General features: G+C 66.8%; 16 protein-coding genes and 1 pseudogene. 16 read left to right on the top strand and 1 reads right to left on the bottom strand.

The genetic code is table 11. The features are described 5' to 3' along the window. Positions 1–145: 145 nt before the first annotated feature. The 8 genes from ribD (at position 146) to hisF (ending at position 6,087) form a co-directional block, all read left to right on the top strand. On the top strand, positions 146–1,213 hold the full coding sequence (gene ribD / locus QF047_RS12120; protein ID WP_307281915.1) for a bifunctional diaminohydroxyphosphoribosylaminopyrimidine deaminase/5-amino-6-(5-phosphoribosylamino)uracil reductase RibD: 1,068 nt from the start codon (positions 146–148) through the stop codon (positions 1,211–1,213). After that, positions 1,213–1,854: a riboflavin synthase gene (locus QF047_RS12115; protein WP_307277313.1), complete on the top strand. Its 642-nt coding sequence runs from the start codon at positions 1,213–1,215 to the stop codon at positions 1,852–1,854. The genes ribD and QF047_RS12115 overlap by 1 nt, the downstream gene beginning before the upstream one ends. After that, a complete protein-coding gene (gene ribB, locus QF047_RS12110; RefSeq protein ID WP_306633131.1) occupies positions 1,851–2,591 on the top strand; it encodes a 3,4-dihydroxy-2-butanone-4-phosphate synthase in 741 nt (246 codons plus the stop codon). The genes QF047_RS12115 and ribB overlap by 4 nt, the downstream gene beginning before the upstream one ends. Beyond that, entirely contained in the window at positions 2,588–3,394 is an 807-nt protein-coding gene (ribA, locus tag QF047_RS12105) for a GTP cyclohydrolase II (protein ID WP_307277311.1), read from the top strand. Before ribB ends, ribA begins: the two co-directional genes overlap by 4 nt. Positions 3,395–3,446: 52 nt before the next feature. Further along, positions 3,447–3,935, top strand: coding sequence for a 6,7-dimethyl-8-ribityllumazine synthase (gene ribH, locus QF047_RS12100; RefSeq protein WP_307277309.1), 489 nt, complete (start codon positions 3,447–3,449; stop codon positions 3,933–3,935). Between the two features lie 101 nt (positions 3,936–4,036). Beyond that, the gene (locus QF047_RS12095; RefSeq protein WP_015936881.1) at positions 4,037–4,300 is read left to right on the top strand and encodes a phosphoribosyl-ATP diphosphatase; all 264 of its coding nucleotides are present in this window, start codon (positions 4,037–4,039) and stop codon (positions 4,298–4,300) included. A 91-nt stretch (positions 4,301–4,391) separates the two neighbouring features. Further along, positions 4,392–5,252, top strand: a complete 861-nt coding sequence (gene hisG, locus QF047_RS12090; RefSeq protein ID WP_306633138.1) for an ATP phosphoribosyltransferase — start codon at positions 4,392–4,394, stop codon at positions 5,250–5,252. 58 nt (positions 5,253–5,310) lie between these two features. Further along, complete coding sequence (gene hisF, locus QF047_RS12085) at positions 5,311–6,087, top strand: imidazole glycerol phosphate synthase subunit HisF (RefSeq protein WP_306633139.1); 777 nt, start codon at positions 5,311–5,313, stop codon at positions 6,085–6,087. 56 nt (positions 6,088–6,143) lie between these two features. Here hisF and QF047_RS12080 read toward each other — a convergent pair whose 3' ends face one another. Continuing rightward, the gene (locus tag QF047_RS12080) at positions 6,144–6,788 is read right to left on the bottom strand and encodes a TIGR03085 family metal-binding protein (protein WP_306639043.1); all 645 of its coding nucleotides are present in this window, start codon (positions 6,786–6,788) and stop codon (positions 6,144–6,146) included. Positions 6,789–6,900: 112 nt separating this feature from the next. Between QF047_RS12080 and hisI the strand changes: the two genes are divergently transcribed. The 8 genes and pseudogenes from hisI (at position 6,901) to lgt (ending at position 14,376) form a co-directional block, all read left to right on the top strand. Beyond that, positions 6,901–7,356 carry a phosphoribosyl-AMP cyclohydrolase gene (gene hisI, locus QF047_RS12075; RefSeq protein ID WP_307277305.1) on the top strand — a complete coding sequence of 152 codons (456 nt, stop codon included), beginning with the start codon at positions 6,901–6,903 and terminating at the stop codon, positions 7,354–7,356. A gap of 150 nt (positions 7,357–7,506) precedes the next feature. Then, a pseudogene (locus QF047_RS12070) lies at positions 7,507–9,070 on the top strand (anthranilate synthase component I). Next, the gene (locus QF047_RS12065) at positions 9,070–9,732 is read left to right on the top strand and encodes a Trp biosynthesis-associated membrane protein (protein WP_307277302.1); all 663 of its coding nucleotides are present in this window, start codon (positions 9,070–9,072) and stop codon (positions 9,730–9,732) included. The pseudogene QF047_RS12070 and the gene QF047_RS12065 overlap by 1 nt, the downstream one beginning before the upstream one ends. Positions 9,733–9,837: 105 nt before the next feature. After that, a complete protein-coding gene (locus tag QF047_RS12060) occupies positions 9,838–10,125 on the top strand; it encodes an HGxxPAAW family protein (protein WP_306633143.1) in 288 nt (95 codons plus the stop codon). After that, complete coding sequence (gene trpC, locus QF047_RS12055; protein ID WP_306633145.1) at positions 10,125–10,946, top strand: indole-3-glycerol phosphate synthase TrpC; 822 nt, start codon at positions 10,125–10,127, stop codon at positions 10,944–10,946. The genes QF047_RS12060 and trpC overlap by 1 nt, the downstream gene beginning before the upstream one ends. A gap of 118 nt (positions 10,947–11,064) precedes the next feature. Further along, positions 11,065–12,393 carry a tryptophan synthase subunit beta gene (trpB, locus tag QF047_RS12050; protein ID WP_307277298.1) on the top strand — a complete coding sequence of 443 codons (1,329 nt, stop codon included), beginning with the start codon at positions 11,065–11,067 and terminating at the stop codon, positions 12,391–12,393. Continuing rightward, positions 12,390–13,217 carry a tryptophan synthase subunit alpha gene (gene trpA / locus QF047_RS12045; protein WP_307277295.1) on the top strand — a complete coding sequence of 276 codons (828 nt, stop codon included), beginning with the start codon at positions 12,390–12,392 and terminating at the stop codon, positions 13,215–13,217. The genes trpB and trpA overlap by 4 nt, the downstream gene beginning before the upstream one ends. A gap of 4 nt (positions 13,218–13,221) precedes the next feature. Further along, on the top strand, positions 13,222–14,376 hold the full coding sequence (gene lgt, locus QF047_RS12040) for a prolipoprotein diacylglyceryl transferase (RefSeq protein ID WP_307277293.1): 1,155 nt from the start codon (positions 13,222–13,224) through the stop codon (positions 14,374–14,376). Positions 14,377–14,478 lie beyond the last annotated feature (102 nt).

Here is a 14,478-nt window from a genome sequence, read left to right as displayed (position 1 = left end):
GGAACGACACAAGCATTATGAACCGTTTGCGATGGCTCTTTGAGGCCACTATTCCTGCTGCCGGCGTGCCTGCCGGCCCACCCATCGAGGCTGCCGCGTGACGGCCGGAGTGGTCACAGCGTTTACCGCTGCCGAGACCACCGCCATGGCGACCGCCCTGAAGGCGGCCCTCAACGGCCCCCGCGGTGCGAACCCTTTGGTGGGTGCCGTCGTCGTCAATCCTGAGGGCCGCGAACTCGTCACGGGCTTCCATCGCGGCGCCGGTACCGCCCACGCCGAGGTGGATGCCATTGCGCAGGCAGTTGCTGCCGGGATCGATCTTTCCGGCTGCACCATGCTGGTCACCCTTGAACCCTGCAACCACATCGGCCGCACCGGACCCTGCGCCCAGGCGATCATTGACGCCGGCATCACGGACGTGATCTATGCGGTGGACGATCCGCATGATCCCGCGGCGGGAGGCGCAACCACCCTTCGCCAAGCCGGCGTGAGTGTCCGCAGCGGACTCGGTGCCGGCGAAGCGCTGGACCTGAACCGCCAGTGGTTTGAGGCGGTGGCCGCAAAGCGTCCGTTCGTCACCCTCCACATCGCCCAGACGCTGGACAGCCGCATCGCTGCGGAGGACGGCACCAGCCAGTGGATTTCGAGCCCGGAATCCCTCGCGGACAACCATGCCATCCGGGGGCGCATCGACGCCATCCTCGTCGGCACCCAGACCGTGCTGGTGGACAACCCGCGCCTCACCGCGAGGGATGCTGAAGGCACCCAGGTTGCCAAGCAACCCGTGCGGGCCGTTATGGGGCTGCGCAGCATTCCAGCCGACGCCGCCATCCACGGAAGCGACGGCCTGGTGGTGCATCTGCCCACCCGCGACCCCCGGGAGGCCCTGTCCAGCTTGTACGGGAGCGGAATCCGCCACCTGATGGTGGAGGGTGGATCACGTATCCTCAGCGCATTCCTCGCCGCCGGGCTGGTTGACGAACTCATGGTTTATCTGGCTCCCACACTGCTCGGCTCCGGAACTCCCGCCCTCACGGGCCTGGGGATCACCACCCTTGCTGATGCACAGCACTGGGAGTGGGACCCGTCCGACGGCGGCGCCGTCCGGACCCTTGGCCGTGACCTCAGACTCCACCTCCGACCGCAACGCACTGTTGCCCTAGACCCACAACCGTCCCGCGCCACCGCGGAAGAAGCCCAGGGAGGCTACTGATGTTTACCGGAATTATTGCCGAGCAGGGGCAGGTCCTGTCCGTGGAAAAGGACGGCGACGCCAGCGCCACGCTGCGGCTGCAAGCACCGGCCACCACCGAGGGGCTCGCCCTGGGCGGCTCCATCGCCGTCAACGGCGTTTGCCTGACTGCCACCGAAATCGACGGCAAGGAATTCAGCGTGGACGTGATGGGGGAGACCCTGGTGCGCAGCACCATCGGCGAACTCGCAGCGGGCGACTCGGTCAACCTCGAACGCTGCGTTCCTGCAGGTGGACGGCTGGACGGGCACGTAGTGCAGGGCCACGTGGACGGTGTTGGCGCGCTGCTGGAGCGCGAGCCCCTGGGCAACTGGGAACGGCTCCGTTTCGGCGTACCCGCGAACCTGGCCCGCTACATTGCCGAAAAGGGTTCCATTGCCATCGACGGCGTATCACTCACCGTGACGGCCGTCAGCCCCGCCGCAGAGCAGGAGCCGTGGTTTGAGGTGGGGTTGATCCCCACGACCTTGGCCGAAACCGGCCTCGGTACCAAAGTCACCGGCAGCCGCGTGAACCTTGAAGTTGACGTCCTGGCCAAATACACCGAACGCCTGCTGGCGTTCAGCACGGCAGCGCCCGCCGCTGAAGGAGAAACACGATGAACGCCGCCGTCCGAGTCGAACCCAAGGTGGCCGCCCCTGCCGGCCCCCATCCCCAGGAAGGCGCTCCCGTGCGGCTGAACACCATCGAGGAAGCGGTGCAGGCCATGGCCGCCGGCAAGCCCGTGCTGGCGGTAGACAACGAGGACCGGGAAAACGAGGGCGACATCATTTTCGCCGCCCAGTTCGCCACCCCGGCGTTGATGGGATGGACCATCCGCTACAGTTCCGGCGTCATTTGCGTTCCGCTCTCCGGCGAACGGGCCGATGCCCTGGCGCTGCCCCCGATGGTGGAAGTCAACCAAGACGCGAAGGGCACCGCGTACACCGTTTCCTGCGACGCTGCCACGGGCGTCAGTACCGGAATTTCCGCCACGGACCGGGCCCTGACGGCCAGCGTACTCGCGGATCCGAAGTCCGTCCCGTCGTCCATAACGCGCCCCGGGCATATTTTCCCGCTGCGCGCGGTTGACGGTGGTGTGCGGGAACGTCCCGGCCACACTGAAGCCGCCGTAGACTTGTGCCGCCTGGCCGGCCTGGAAGCTGTGGCTGTCATCGCCGAAGTTGTTTACGACGACGGCGAAATGATGCGGCTGGACGGGCTCCGTGCCTTCGCTGCTGAACACGGATGCCCACTGATCTCCATTCAGGACCTGGTGGCCTACCTCGAAGCAGCGGGCACATCGGCTGACGGTAATACCCGGGCAGGACGCGCGGGCGAAGAAGAGGAGATACGATGACGGCTTCCGGAGCTTCGGGTAACGGCCACCACCTGTCCGATTCAGGCAATGGCCACCACCTGTCCGAATCGGGTAACGGCCACCACCTGACCGAATCGGGTAACGGCCACCACCGGCCCGAATCGGGGAACGGCCGCGTACCCCATCCCGTCAGCGGCGGACCCATCGTGCAGTTGCCCACGGCTTTCGGTGACTTCGTCGCCCAGGCGTGGATTGACCTGGTCACCGGCCATGAGCACCTCGCGGTCAGCTCCCCGAACCCGCCCAAGGACGGAAAGGCACCCCTGGTCCGGCTCCACTCCGAGTGCCTCACCGGGGATGTCTTCGGTTCATACCGCTGCGACTGTGGCGAGCAGTTGGCCTATGCGCTGGAAATGATCCACGAGCACGGCGGCACCTTGCTGTACCTGCGCGGGCAGGAGGGCAGGGGCATCGGCCTCGCCAACAAGATCAAGGCCTACGCGCTGCAGGAAGCCGGCTTCGACACGGTCGAGGCCAACGAACAGCTCGGTCTCCCTGTCGACGCCCGGTGCTACAAGGCAGCCGCCCAAGTGCTGGCTGAAATGGGGCTGCATGAGGTGCGGCTCCTGAGCAACAACCCGGACAAGCAGAACAGGCTGGCGAAGGCCGGCGTCAAGGTGGTGGAAATGGTCCCCACCGAGGTGCCCTCACGCGACCAGAACATCCGGTACCTGCAGACCAAAAAGGACCGCATGGAGCACCGCCTGGTGCTTGACTCCCACTTGGGTGGTGCAGTGCCTGTCACCACGCCGGGCCGTGCCTTTGACCACGAACAAGACTGACGAACCAACAAGACCGACGAACGAACAAAGCTGAACGGAACAGTACTGACCTATGAGCGGACACGGCGCCCCCGAGATTGACCTCACCACCCTCAACCCGGCCGAAACGTCCCAGCTGAAGCTGGCGATCATCGCAGCCAGCTGGCACACCCAAATCATGGACGGCCTCCTGGACGGTGCCCTGCGCGCCGCCAAGGACGCCGGCATCGCCGAGCCCACCGTCCTGCGGGTGCCGGGCAGCTTTGAGCTGCCGGTGGCAGCCGCGCGCCTCGCACCGCACTTCGACGCCGTGGTGGCCCTCGGCGTAGTAATCCGCGGCGGCACGCCGCACTTTGAGTACGTCTGCCAGGCCGCGACGTCGGGACTCACCGACGTCAGCGTGCGCACCGGTGTTCCGGTGGGCTTCGGCGTCCTGACCTGCGACACCGAGCAGCAGGGCCTGGACCGTGCCGGACTCCCCGGCTCGAAGGAAGACAAGGGCCACGAGGCCGTGACCGCAGCGCTGGCCACCGCCGTGCTGCTGAAGCAGTACAGCAGCTAGCAGGTTGAAGGTGGCGGGCGCGTGTGTGTTCACTCACATCGCGCCCGTCATGCAACCGCCCGACAGGCGCCCTGTGGGCCGCAGCAAGTAGGCTGGAGGGCGTGAAGAATTTCGAGACGCTGTTCGCTGAGCTCAGCGAGAAGGCAGCCACCCGCCCGGAAGGCTCCCGCACCGTCGCTGAATTGGACTCCGGTGTGCACGGCATCGGCAAAAAAGTCGTTGAAGAAGCAGCCGAAGTGTGGATGGCTGCCGAATATGAATCCGATGAAGCGGCGGCCGAGGAAATCTCCCAGCTGCTGTACCACCTGCAGGTTCTGATGCTCGCCAAAGGCCTGACCCTGGAAGACGTCTACAAGCATCTGTAGCCACCGGTCCGGCGCGCCTCGTGCCGCCGGTGCCTGCCGTGGCCTGCATTGCTTGAACACCTAGACATTTCCACACCAGAAAGATTTCCCCATGCTGCGAGTAGCCGTCCCCAACAAAGGTTCCCTGTCCGAAGCCGCCTCCGCGATGCTGTCCGAAGCCGGATACCGCCAGCGCCGTGATACCCGTGAGCTGGTGATGGTGGACCCCGACAACGACATCGAGTTCTTCTTCCTCCGCCCCCGCGACATCGCTGTCTACGTGGGCCAGGGAACGCTCGACGTCGGCATCACCGGACGCGACCTGCTGCTGGACGCCGAGGTGGAGGCGGAGGAGCTGCTTCCGTTGGGATTCGCGGCTTCCACTTTCCGCTTTGCCGGTCCGGTAGGGGATTTCGCCAAGGTTGAGGAGCTGGAGGGCAAGCGCCTGGCCACCAGCTATGACGGCCTGCTCCGCGGTTACCTTGCCGAGCGGGGCATCAACGCCAAGGTGGTCCGCCTGGACGGCGCCGTGGAGTCCTCCGTCCGACTGGGGGTGGCCGACGCCATTGCCGACGTCGTGGAAACCGGAAATACCCTCAAGGCCGCCGGGATGGAAATCTTCGGCGATCCGATCCTCAAGTCCGAGGCCGTCCTGATCCGGCGCAGCGGCAATGGCGGTGCTGCGAACGGCACGGCCAAGGAGATCGAGGTGCTGATCCGCCGCCTGCAGGGTGTGCTGGTGGCGCGCCAGTACGTCCTGATGGATTACGACATCCGCAAGGAACTCGTGGAACAGGCTGCCTCGCTGACGCCGGGCCTGGAATCACCCACGGTCTCGCCGCTGCGTGACTCGGACTGGGTGGCGGTCCGCTCCATGGTGCCCAAGCGGGAAACCAACCGGATCATGGATGAGCTCTACGACCTCGGGGCCCGCGCCATCCTGGTCAGCAGCATCCACGCCTGCCGCATCTGATTCCGCCCAGCGGATCCAGCGCAGCCGACATCCACCACAGAATTCCCAGGAGTTTCCCATGGCAGTAGCCGTACGCGTCATTCCCTGCCTTGACGTGGACGCCGGGCGCGTCGTCAAAGGCGTCAACTTCGAGGGCCTCCGCGACGCCGGGGACCCCGTGGAGCTTGCCCACCGATACGACAACGCCGGGGCCGACGAACTGACGTTCCTCGACGTCACCGCATCTTCGGGCAACCGCGAAACCACCTTCGACGTGGTCCGCCGGACTGCCGAGGAAGTGTTCATCCCGCTTACGGTCGGCGGCGGCGTGCGCGGCGTGGCCGAGGTGGATAAGCTCCTCCGGTTCGGCGCGGACAAGGCCTCCATCAACACCGCGGCAGTGGCCCGGCCCGACGTCATCGACGAGATCACGCGGCACTTCGGTTCCCAGGTCCTCGTCCTGTCCGTGGACGCCCGCCGCACCCGCCCTGGGTCCCAGCCCACGCCGTCGGGATTCGAAGTGACCACTCACGGCGGGCGCACTGGCACGGGGATCGACGCGGTCGCCTGGGCCAAGGAAGCCGCGGACCGCGGAGTGGGGGAGATCCTGCTCAATTCCATCGACGCCGACGGTACCAAGGACGGCTTCGACCTCGAACTCATCAAGCTGGTCAGGGCCGCCGTCAAGGTGCCCATCATCGCGTCCGGCGGTGCCGGGGAGCCCGCGCACTTCCCGCCCGCCGTCGCAGCCGGTGCAGACGCCGTCCTGGCGGCATCCATCTTCCACTGGGGCCCCGACGACATGATGTCCCAGGTCAAAAAGGCAATCCGCGAAGCAGGCTTCGAAGTCCGCTGATTACAGCTGGGTTTCGACAGGCTCAACCACCGCCGGCGGTTGAGCCTGTGGAAGCGCTAAAGCCCCACTTCAGCTGACTGCAGGAGTGCGACGGCGTCCGGCTGGCCTTCGAAGGTGACCAGGGCGTGGCGGGTCCGTCCGTGGGCGTGCATGAGCAGCTCGCCGGGCTCGCCGACGATGGCCACCGAAACAGGGGCGCGCTTGGCCACGTGCCGGGGGCCGGAGGGCCGCACCAGAACGATCCCGAGGTCCACGCCCCGGTACAGGATGGCGGCGCGCTTCACCAGCTCATCCCACAGTGCTTCCGAATAGGCCTCATCCAGCGCCCTGGGCGCCCAGCGGTCCACTGCACGGCGGACGTCCTCGGTGTGCACAAAGTATTCGATCAGGTTGGAGCTTTCGTCCAGGGCCTTGATCTTCATGGGGGAGAGCGCCGGCGGGCCTGCCCGGAACGTGTTCACGAGTCCCGTGTACGACTCGGGCGTGGTCAGCGTTGCTGCCATCCTGGCCGTGGCCTGGTCCGATGCCTTGGCCAGGCGTTTGATGATCAGCCCGAGTCCAACAGCGGCTTTACGCTCACGAAGGTAAAGGTGTGCGGCAAGGTCCCTGGTGCGCCAGCCCTTGCAGAGTGTGGGCGCGTCAGGACCGGCCGCAAGGAGGGTTTCGGCCAGGACTTCTCGGGACGGATCGACGAAATGCATCACTTGTGAAACTAGCACGACACCCGCGCAGTTGGGCAGCGCAGCTACCGGGGCTGGCGTGCCGTCGTTCACACACGAATCCGGGCATGGCAAAGGCACTAGACTTGACCTGATGTCTGAGCAGCCTGCCCCCGTCCCCACCCCTGCTTCCGCCCTGCCCGCAACGCCCTTGCCCGGCCCGGCGGGAACTCCCGCCGCTGCATCCGCGGCCAGTCCGCTGCCGTCCGACCTGGCCGCCGCGCTGAAGCGTGACAGCGCAGGGCTGGTGGCCGCCGTCGTGCAGCAGTTCGACACCAACGAGGTGCTGATGCTTGGCTGGATGGATGATGAAGCGCTGCACCGCACCATGACCACCGGGCGGGTCACTTTCTACTCCCGCTCCCGCCAGGAGTACTGGCGTAAGGGAGACACCTCCGGGCACGTGCAGTGGGTCAAATCCGTGGCCATGGACTGCGACGGCGACGCACTGCTGGTGCGCGTGGACCAGGTGGGCGCCGCATGCCACACCGGCACCCGCACCTGCTTCGACGGCCGGGACCTCGCTGTCACCACAGGCAACGCGCTCTGAATTTCCCTTACCGCAGGCATTCTGCGGTAAGCAGGGGGAGGGGTTGCCACCCGTGCAGGCACAGCACCACGAGCCGGAGCAGGCCTTACCAGCACCGGCACCACCAGAACCAGAACCGGCACCGACGAGAACAGGCGGAACAGCATAGCCATGCAGGACCTTGGAACCATCAGCCCAAGCCTCGAGGAGTTCCGGGAACTGGCCGGCCACAGCCGAGTCATCCCCGTCCGGCTCAAAGTACTCGCCGACGCTGAAACGCCCATCGGTCTCTACCGGAAGCTCGCGCAGGGGCAGCCCGGGACGTTCCTCATGGAGTCGGCTGCCGTGGGCGGGGCATGGTCCCGCTACTCCTTCATCGGCGCCCGCTCCCGGGCAACCTTGACCACCAAGGACGGAAACGCGCACTGGCTGGGGGAGCCACCGCGTTGGGGTCCCCGTGGGCGGAAGCCCGGTGGACGCCATCCGGGACACCATCGAAGCCCTGCGTACCGACAGGTTCGAGGGCCTGCCGCCGTTCACCTCCGGCCTGGTGGGATTCCTCGGCTGGGAAACGGTGCGGCACTGGGAACGCCTGGTGAGCCCGCCCGAGGACGACCTCCAGCTGCCGGAGATGGCGCTGAACCTCGTCACGGACATGGCTGTCCACGACAACGTGGACGGCACGGTGCTGCTGATCGCCAACGCCATCAATTTCGACGACAGTTCCGAACGGGTGGACGAGGCCTGGCACGACGCCGTCGCCCGGGTCAAGGCGCTCCTCGCCACAGTCAGCACCCCCGTAGCCCAGCCCGTTTCGGTGCTCGCGCCCGCCGCGCTGGATTTCGCGTCCAGCGTCCAGGAACGGTGGGACGAAGCCGAGTACCTGGCAGCCCTGGACCGCGGCAAGGAAGCCATCGTTGACGGCGAAGTGTTCCAGGTGGTCATTTCCCGCCGCTTCGAGATGGAATGCAAGGCCTCCGCCCTGGACGTCTACCGGGTCCTGCGCAACACCAACCCCAGCCCGTACATGTACATTTTCAGCCTCGAGGACGCCGAGGGCCGGGAGTATTCCATCGTGGGATCCTCGCCGGAGGCTCTGGTCACCGTGACCGGTGAAGAGGTGATCACCCACCCCATCGCCGGATCCCGCCCGCGCGGCAAAACGGTGGAGGCGGACAAGGCCCTGGCCGAGGAGTTGCTCGCGGACCAGAAGGAACGCGCCGAACACCTGATGCTGGTGGACCTGTCCCGCAACGACCTCTCCAAGGTATGCGTCGCCGGGACGGTGGATGTCACCCAGTTCATGGAAGTGGAGCGCTTCAGTCACATCATGCACCTGGTATCCACCGTGGTGGGTCAGCTCTCCCCGCAGGCCAAAGCCTACGACGTGCTGAAGGCCACCTTCCCGGCAGGCACCCTGTCTGGCGCCCCCAAGCCGCGCGCCCTGCGACTGCTCGACGAGCTCGAACCGCACCGCCGCGGTATCTACGGCGGTGTGGTGGGCTACCTCGACTTCGCGGGCGACATGGACATGGCCATCGCCATCCGCTCCGCGCTGCTGCGCGAAGGCCGGGCATATGTCCAGGCCGGCGGCGGCATCGTGGCTGATTCAGTTAACCCCACCGAAGCCCTCGAAACCGTCAACAAGGCCGCCGCCCCCCTCCGCGCCGTGCACACCGCAGGCTCGCTGCAGAACATCTCTGCGGAATCCCTCCCCAGCGGGACCGACTCCTGATGTCGGGTTCCGTTGTCCCCGGGGGTGCGGGGCCGGAAGCAGATCAGGCCGGGACGTCAAAAAAGCGGCCTGCCACGCCGGCCTGGGCCCGCAAATCCACGCTGGTGCTGCTGGTCGCCGTCCTGGCGCTGGGAGTATTCGGCACCACCACCCAGACATGGATGACTGTCACCCTGGACCCGAACCAGGTGGGCCAGGCCGGTGGCGCCCAATCGGCGCTGGAGGTCCAGGGCAGCAAAGCCGCCACTGCGGTAACGGCGCTGGCGCTCGTGGCCCTCGCCGGCGGCTTGGCAGCCGCCATCGCCGGCAGGATCGCCCGGTGGATCATCACCGGCATCATCGTCCTGGCCTCGGCCGGCATTGTTGCCGCAGCGGCCACGGTCCTGGCCGATCCGCTGGCGGCAGCCCAGGGGGCCATTGCTGCCGCGACCGGCGTCACCGGCAGCCAGGCGCAGGTGGCGGTCACGGCTTTTCCTGTCCTCGCGGTCGTCGCCGGTTGCCTGCTCGCCTTCGCCGCCTTGCTCATCATCCCGGCGGGCCGGTACTGGAAGACCCGGACCAAATATGACGCGCCGGCCGCCGGCAGCAACGCCGCCACGTCAGGTCCGGTTGATGAGATCGACAGCTGGGACAGGCTCTCCCGCGGCGACGATCCCACCTAAACAGTCCATGCCGCTGCGCCCGCCGGCCGGCCAGGCCGTCCGATACGCGGCGGGCAGCCAAAAAATGGCAGAATGTAAGCAGTATCCACCCTGAGGAGATTTTCCATGAGCAAAGCACCTGCGTCCGTTTCCAAGTCAGGCACCCGCACGGTTGCCCCCGGCGCCATTGACCACAGCCAGGAACTCGGCCACGGCAACAGCCCCGCGGCCTGGACCTGCGTCATCGTGATGCTGGTGGGCGCCCTCATCGCGTCAATCGCCTTCGTTATCGCCAGCACCCCCATCTTCATCGCCGGAGCCGCCGTGATGGTCGTCGGCCTCATCCTCGGCTACGTTATGCGCAAGGCAGGCTACGGCGTCGAAGGCAGCAAGCTGAAGAACTCCGGCCACTGATGGCAACTGTTCTCGATGACATCAACGCCGGTGTCAGGGAGGATATGGCCGCCCGGAAACGCCTCGTTTCGCTGGCCGAACTGAAGGACCTGGCCCAGGGCGCGGCACCCGCCCGCGACGCCTGGGCCGCCCTTGGCGGTACCTCCCCGTCGCGTGGGCAGCTGAAAGTCATCGCGGAAATCAAGCGCCGCAGCCCTTCCAAAGGTGACCTCGCCGCCATTGGCGATCCCGCGTCCCTGGCGCAGCAGTATGCCGACGGCGGAGCCGCCGTCATCAGCGTCCTCACCGAACAGCGCCGCTTCAACGGGTCCCTCGCGGACCTGGACGCCGTGCGTGCCGCGGTGGACGTGCCGTTGCTGCGCAAGGACTTCACGCTCGACGAGTACCAGATCTGGGAAGCCCGGGCACACGGCGCGGACCTGATCCTGCTGATCGTGGCGGCGCTCTCCGATGCACAGTTGAACGAGTTCTCGGCGCTGAGCCGGGAACTGGGCATGAACGTGCTCGTTGAAACGCACACGGAAGAGGAAATCGAGCGGGCGGTCGCCGCCCAGGCGCGCATCATCGGCGTCAACGTGCGCAACCTGAAGACGCTCGACGTCGACCGTTCCGTTTTCGCGTCCCTGGCGGGCCTGATTCCGGTTGAGGCCCTCGTGGTGGCCGAGTCCGGTGTCCGCGGCGTGGAGGACGTGACGCACTACGCCGCCAGCGGCGCCAACGCAATCCTGGTGGGGGAGGCCCTGGTGAGCCACTCCACGCCGCGGGAGCGGATTGCTGAGTTCACGGCGGCAGGCGCCGCCGCCATCGCCGCCCGGGGATGATGCAACGCCCGTGGACACGGGACCGTGGCCAGGGGCTGCAGCCGCATGACGGTTTTTTGTTCCGGCCCCGCCGGAACGCAACACTTACTGAACGATCTACTGGAACAGGACGGGACTGATGGCTGACGCACCCTCGGTTAACGCTGACAACAACGCCGCGGAAGCATTCCTGCAGGGCGGCTCCCTGAAGCACGCCCCGGGGCCGTACTTCGGCAGCTACGGGGGGCGCTGGATGCCCGAGTCCCTCATTGCAGCCCTGGACGAGCTTGAAGAGACGTTCGACAAGGCCAAGGATGACCCTGACTTCCGCGCCCAGGTCGCGGACCTGAACAAGAACTACTCCGGCCGGCCCTCGCTGCTGACCGAAGCCAAGCGCTTCTCCGAGCACGCCGGGGGAGTACGGATCTTCCTCAAGCGCGAGGATCTGAACCACACCGGTTCCCACAAAATCAACAACGTCCTGGGCCAGGCGCTGCTCGCCAAGCGCATGGGCAAGACCCGCGTCATCGCCGAGACCGGCGCCGGCCAGCATGGCGTGGCCAGCGCCACCGCCGCCGCCCTGATGGGCCTGGAGTGCGTGGTGTACATGGGGGCCGAGGACTGCCGCCGCCAGGCACTGAACGTTGCCCGGATGGAGCTCCTTGGCGCGACGGTCATCCCCGTCACCAGCGGCTCGCAGACGCTCAAGGACGCCATCAATGACGCCCTGCGCGACTGGGTGGCCAACGTGGACAACACCCACTACCTCCTCGGTACCGCCGCCGGCGCCCACCCGTTCCCGGCGATGGTCCGCTACTTCCATGAGGTGATCGGCGAGGAAGCCCGCGCCCAGATCCTGGACCAGGAAGGCCGGCTGCCGGACGCCGTCTGTGCGTGCATCGGCGGCGGCTCCAACGCCATCGGCATCTTCCACGGCTTCCTGGACGACCCGTCCGTGAAGATCTACGGCTTCGAAGCAGGCGGCGACGGCGTGGAAACGGGCCGGCACGCGGCCACCATCACGCTCGGCAAGCCCGGTGTACTCCACGGCGCACGCTCCTACCTCATGCAGGACGACGACGGCCAGACGATCGAGTCCCACTCGATCTCCGCCGGCCTCGACTACCCCGGCGTGGGACCCGAGCACTCGTACCTCTCCGACATTGGACGGGTCAGCTACGAGCCCATCACGGACAGCGAGGCCATGGAAGCCTTCCGGCTCCTGTGCCGCACCGAAGGCATCATCCCGGCCATCGAATCCGCGCACGCGCTGGCGGGAGCCATCAAGGTGGGGCAGCGGCTCGCCGCCGAAGCCGCAGCAACCGGTGGCAACGCCCAGGACAAAATCGTCATCGTGAACCTGTCGGGCCGCGGCGACAAGGACGTGGCCACCGCAGCCGAATGGTTCGACCTGCTGGACAAGAATTCCGCCGAGTCTGAAATCGGCAAAGAGGGGGAGCAGCTGTGAGCACCGCACAGACCATCAGCAAGTCGGCCGCGGCCATTGACAAGGCCCGCGCCGAAGGCCGCGCCGCCCTCATCGGCTACCTTCCCGCCGGGTACCCCAGCGTGGAGGAAACCATCGCCGCGGGCATCGCCCTGGCCGAGAACGGCGCCGACCTCATCGAAATCGGTATCCCGTACTCGGACCCGGTGATGGACGGCCAGGTCATCCAGGCCGCCACCACCGAGGCGCTGGCCAAGGGCTTCCACGTGCGCCAGGTCTTTGATGTGGTGGCAGGCATCACCAGCAAAACCGACGCCGCAGTCCTGGTAATGACCTACTGGAATCCGGTTATCCGCATGGGTGTGGATGAGTTCTCACGGCGCCTGTCCGAAGCAGGGGGAGCCGGGCTCATTACCCCTGACCTCATCCCGGACGAGGCCGCGGAGTGGATGGAAGCCTCAGACAAGTACGGCCTGGACCGGGTGTTCCTCGTGGCGCCGTCCTCCACCACTGAGCGCATGCAGCGCACAGTGGATGCCAGCCGCGGCTTTGTCTACGCCGTGTCCATCATGGGTGTCACCGGCGCCCGCACCTCCGTCAGCACTGCTGCCAAGGACGTCGTAGCCGCGGCTCATGCTGCCGGTGCGGAGCGTGTGTGCGTAGGACTCGGCGTCTCCACTGCCGAACAGGTCCGCGAGATCGCCGCCTACGCGGAAGGCGTGATCGTGGGCACCGCACTGGTGGCCGCAATCCGCGACGGCGGCGTGGAGGCCGTCGCCGCGCTCACCAAGGACCTCAGCACTGGCCTGACGCGGGAAACCGGCCTGACCAGGGAAGAAGCCTAATCCAATGCAGACGCTCCTTCAGGCCGCGGCCCTGGTGCCGGCCAGCATTCCCAGCCCGGACTGGTCCGGGTTCGACATTCCCCTGCCCTGGGGAACGCTGCGCATCCACGCCTACGCCCTGTGCATCCTGGCTGGCATTGTGGTGGGCCTGTGGCTGACCTCCGTGCGCTGGGCCAGGCGCGGCGCCCCTGAAGGCAGTGTCTGGGACATCGTGGTCTGGGCTATTCCCTTCGGCATCATCGGCGGGCGCCTCTACCACGTGGTCTCGTCCCCGGATGCCTACTTTGGCCCCGGGTTTGACGGCACCGGCGACCTCTCCCTGATCCCGCAGATCCAGCGCGGAGGCCTGGGCATCTGGGGCGCAGTGGTGCTTGGCGTTGTGGGTGCGTGGATCGGCTGCCGCCGCAGCGGGGTCAAGCTGAGCGCCTTCCTGGACGCCGCCGCACCCGGGCTGCTGCTGGCCCAGGCCGTGGGCCGATGGGGCAACTACTTCAACCAGGAACTCTTCGGCGGCCCCACCACGCTGCCCTGGGGGCTGCAGATCGACGCGGACAACCCCAACTTCCCCGCCCGAGTGACCGCGGACACCCTGTTCCACCCCACGTTCCTGTACGAATCGCTGTGGAACCTGGCCGGCGTCGTCATCCTGCTCGCGCTGGACCGGAAGTTCAACTTCCGCCGCAGCAGGCTGTTCTGGCTCTACGCCATGTACTACACGCTGGGCCGGGTCTGGATCGAAGCCATGCGGATCGACGACGCTGAGCAGATCTCCCTGTTTGGCATCACCACCCGGCTGAATGTCTGGACCAGCATCTTCGTATTCCTGGCCGCGCTGACGGCGTTCATCCTGCTGGGTCGAAAGAAGCCGGCGGACGCTGACAGCCCCTATCTTCCGGGCCGTGAACCCGCGGAAAAGCAGGGCGCAGGGGACGTAGCAGGTGCCGGCGATTCGGTCCGTGATACGGACCCTGTTGTCTCAGATAGTGAATCGCGTGATAATCTCCCTGATAACCAAAGCGGTTCCCGGCGTGCTTCCGTCCCCACGGAAGAGGCCGAGGCTGCGCCGGCCGGCCCCAAGCCGGAACCCGACGCAACCGCTGCCGGACGTTCCGGCAGCACAGCCACAGGAACCGCGCCGGAAGCCGGCGCTACGCAGTAACGCGCGGCCAGACAGGGCAGCAGAGCCACCGCTCGAAGCTCCCAAACACCACAGTGTCGTGGCATCGGGGCCACCCCGGCCAGCACAGAGTTGCTGGCTGGT

Origin of the sequence: Arthrobacter sp. W4I7, from assembly GCF_030816215.1 — a bacterium.
GTDB classification, from domain to species: domain Bacteria; phylum Actinomycetota; class Actinomycetes; order Actinomycetales; family Micrococcaceae; genus Arthrobacter; species Arthrobacter siccitolerans_A.
The sequence above is the reverse complement of the archived record's forward strand: the minus strand, read 5'-3'. Positions and strand labels throughout refer to the sequence as shown.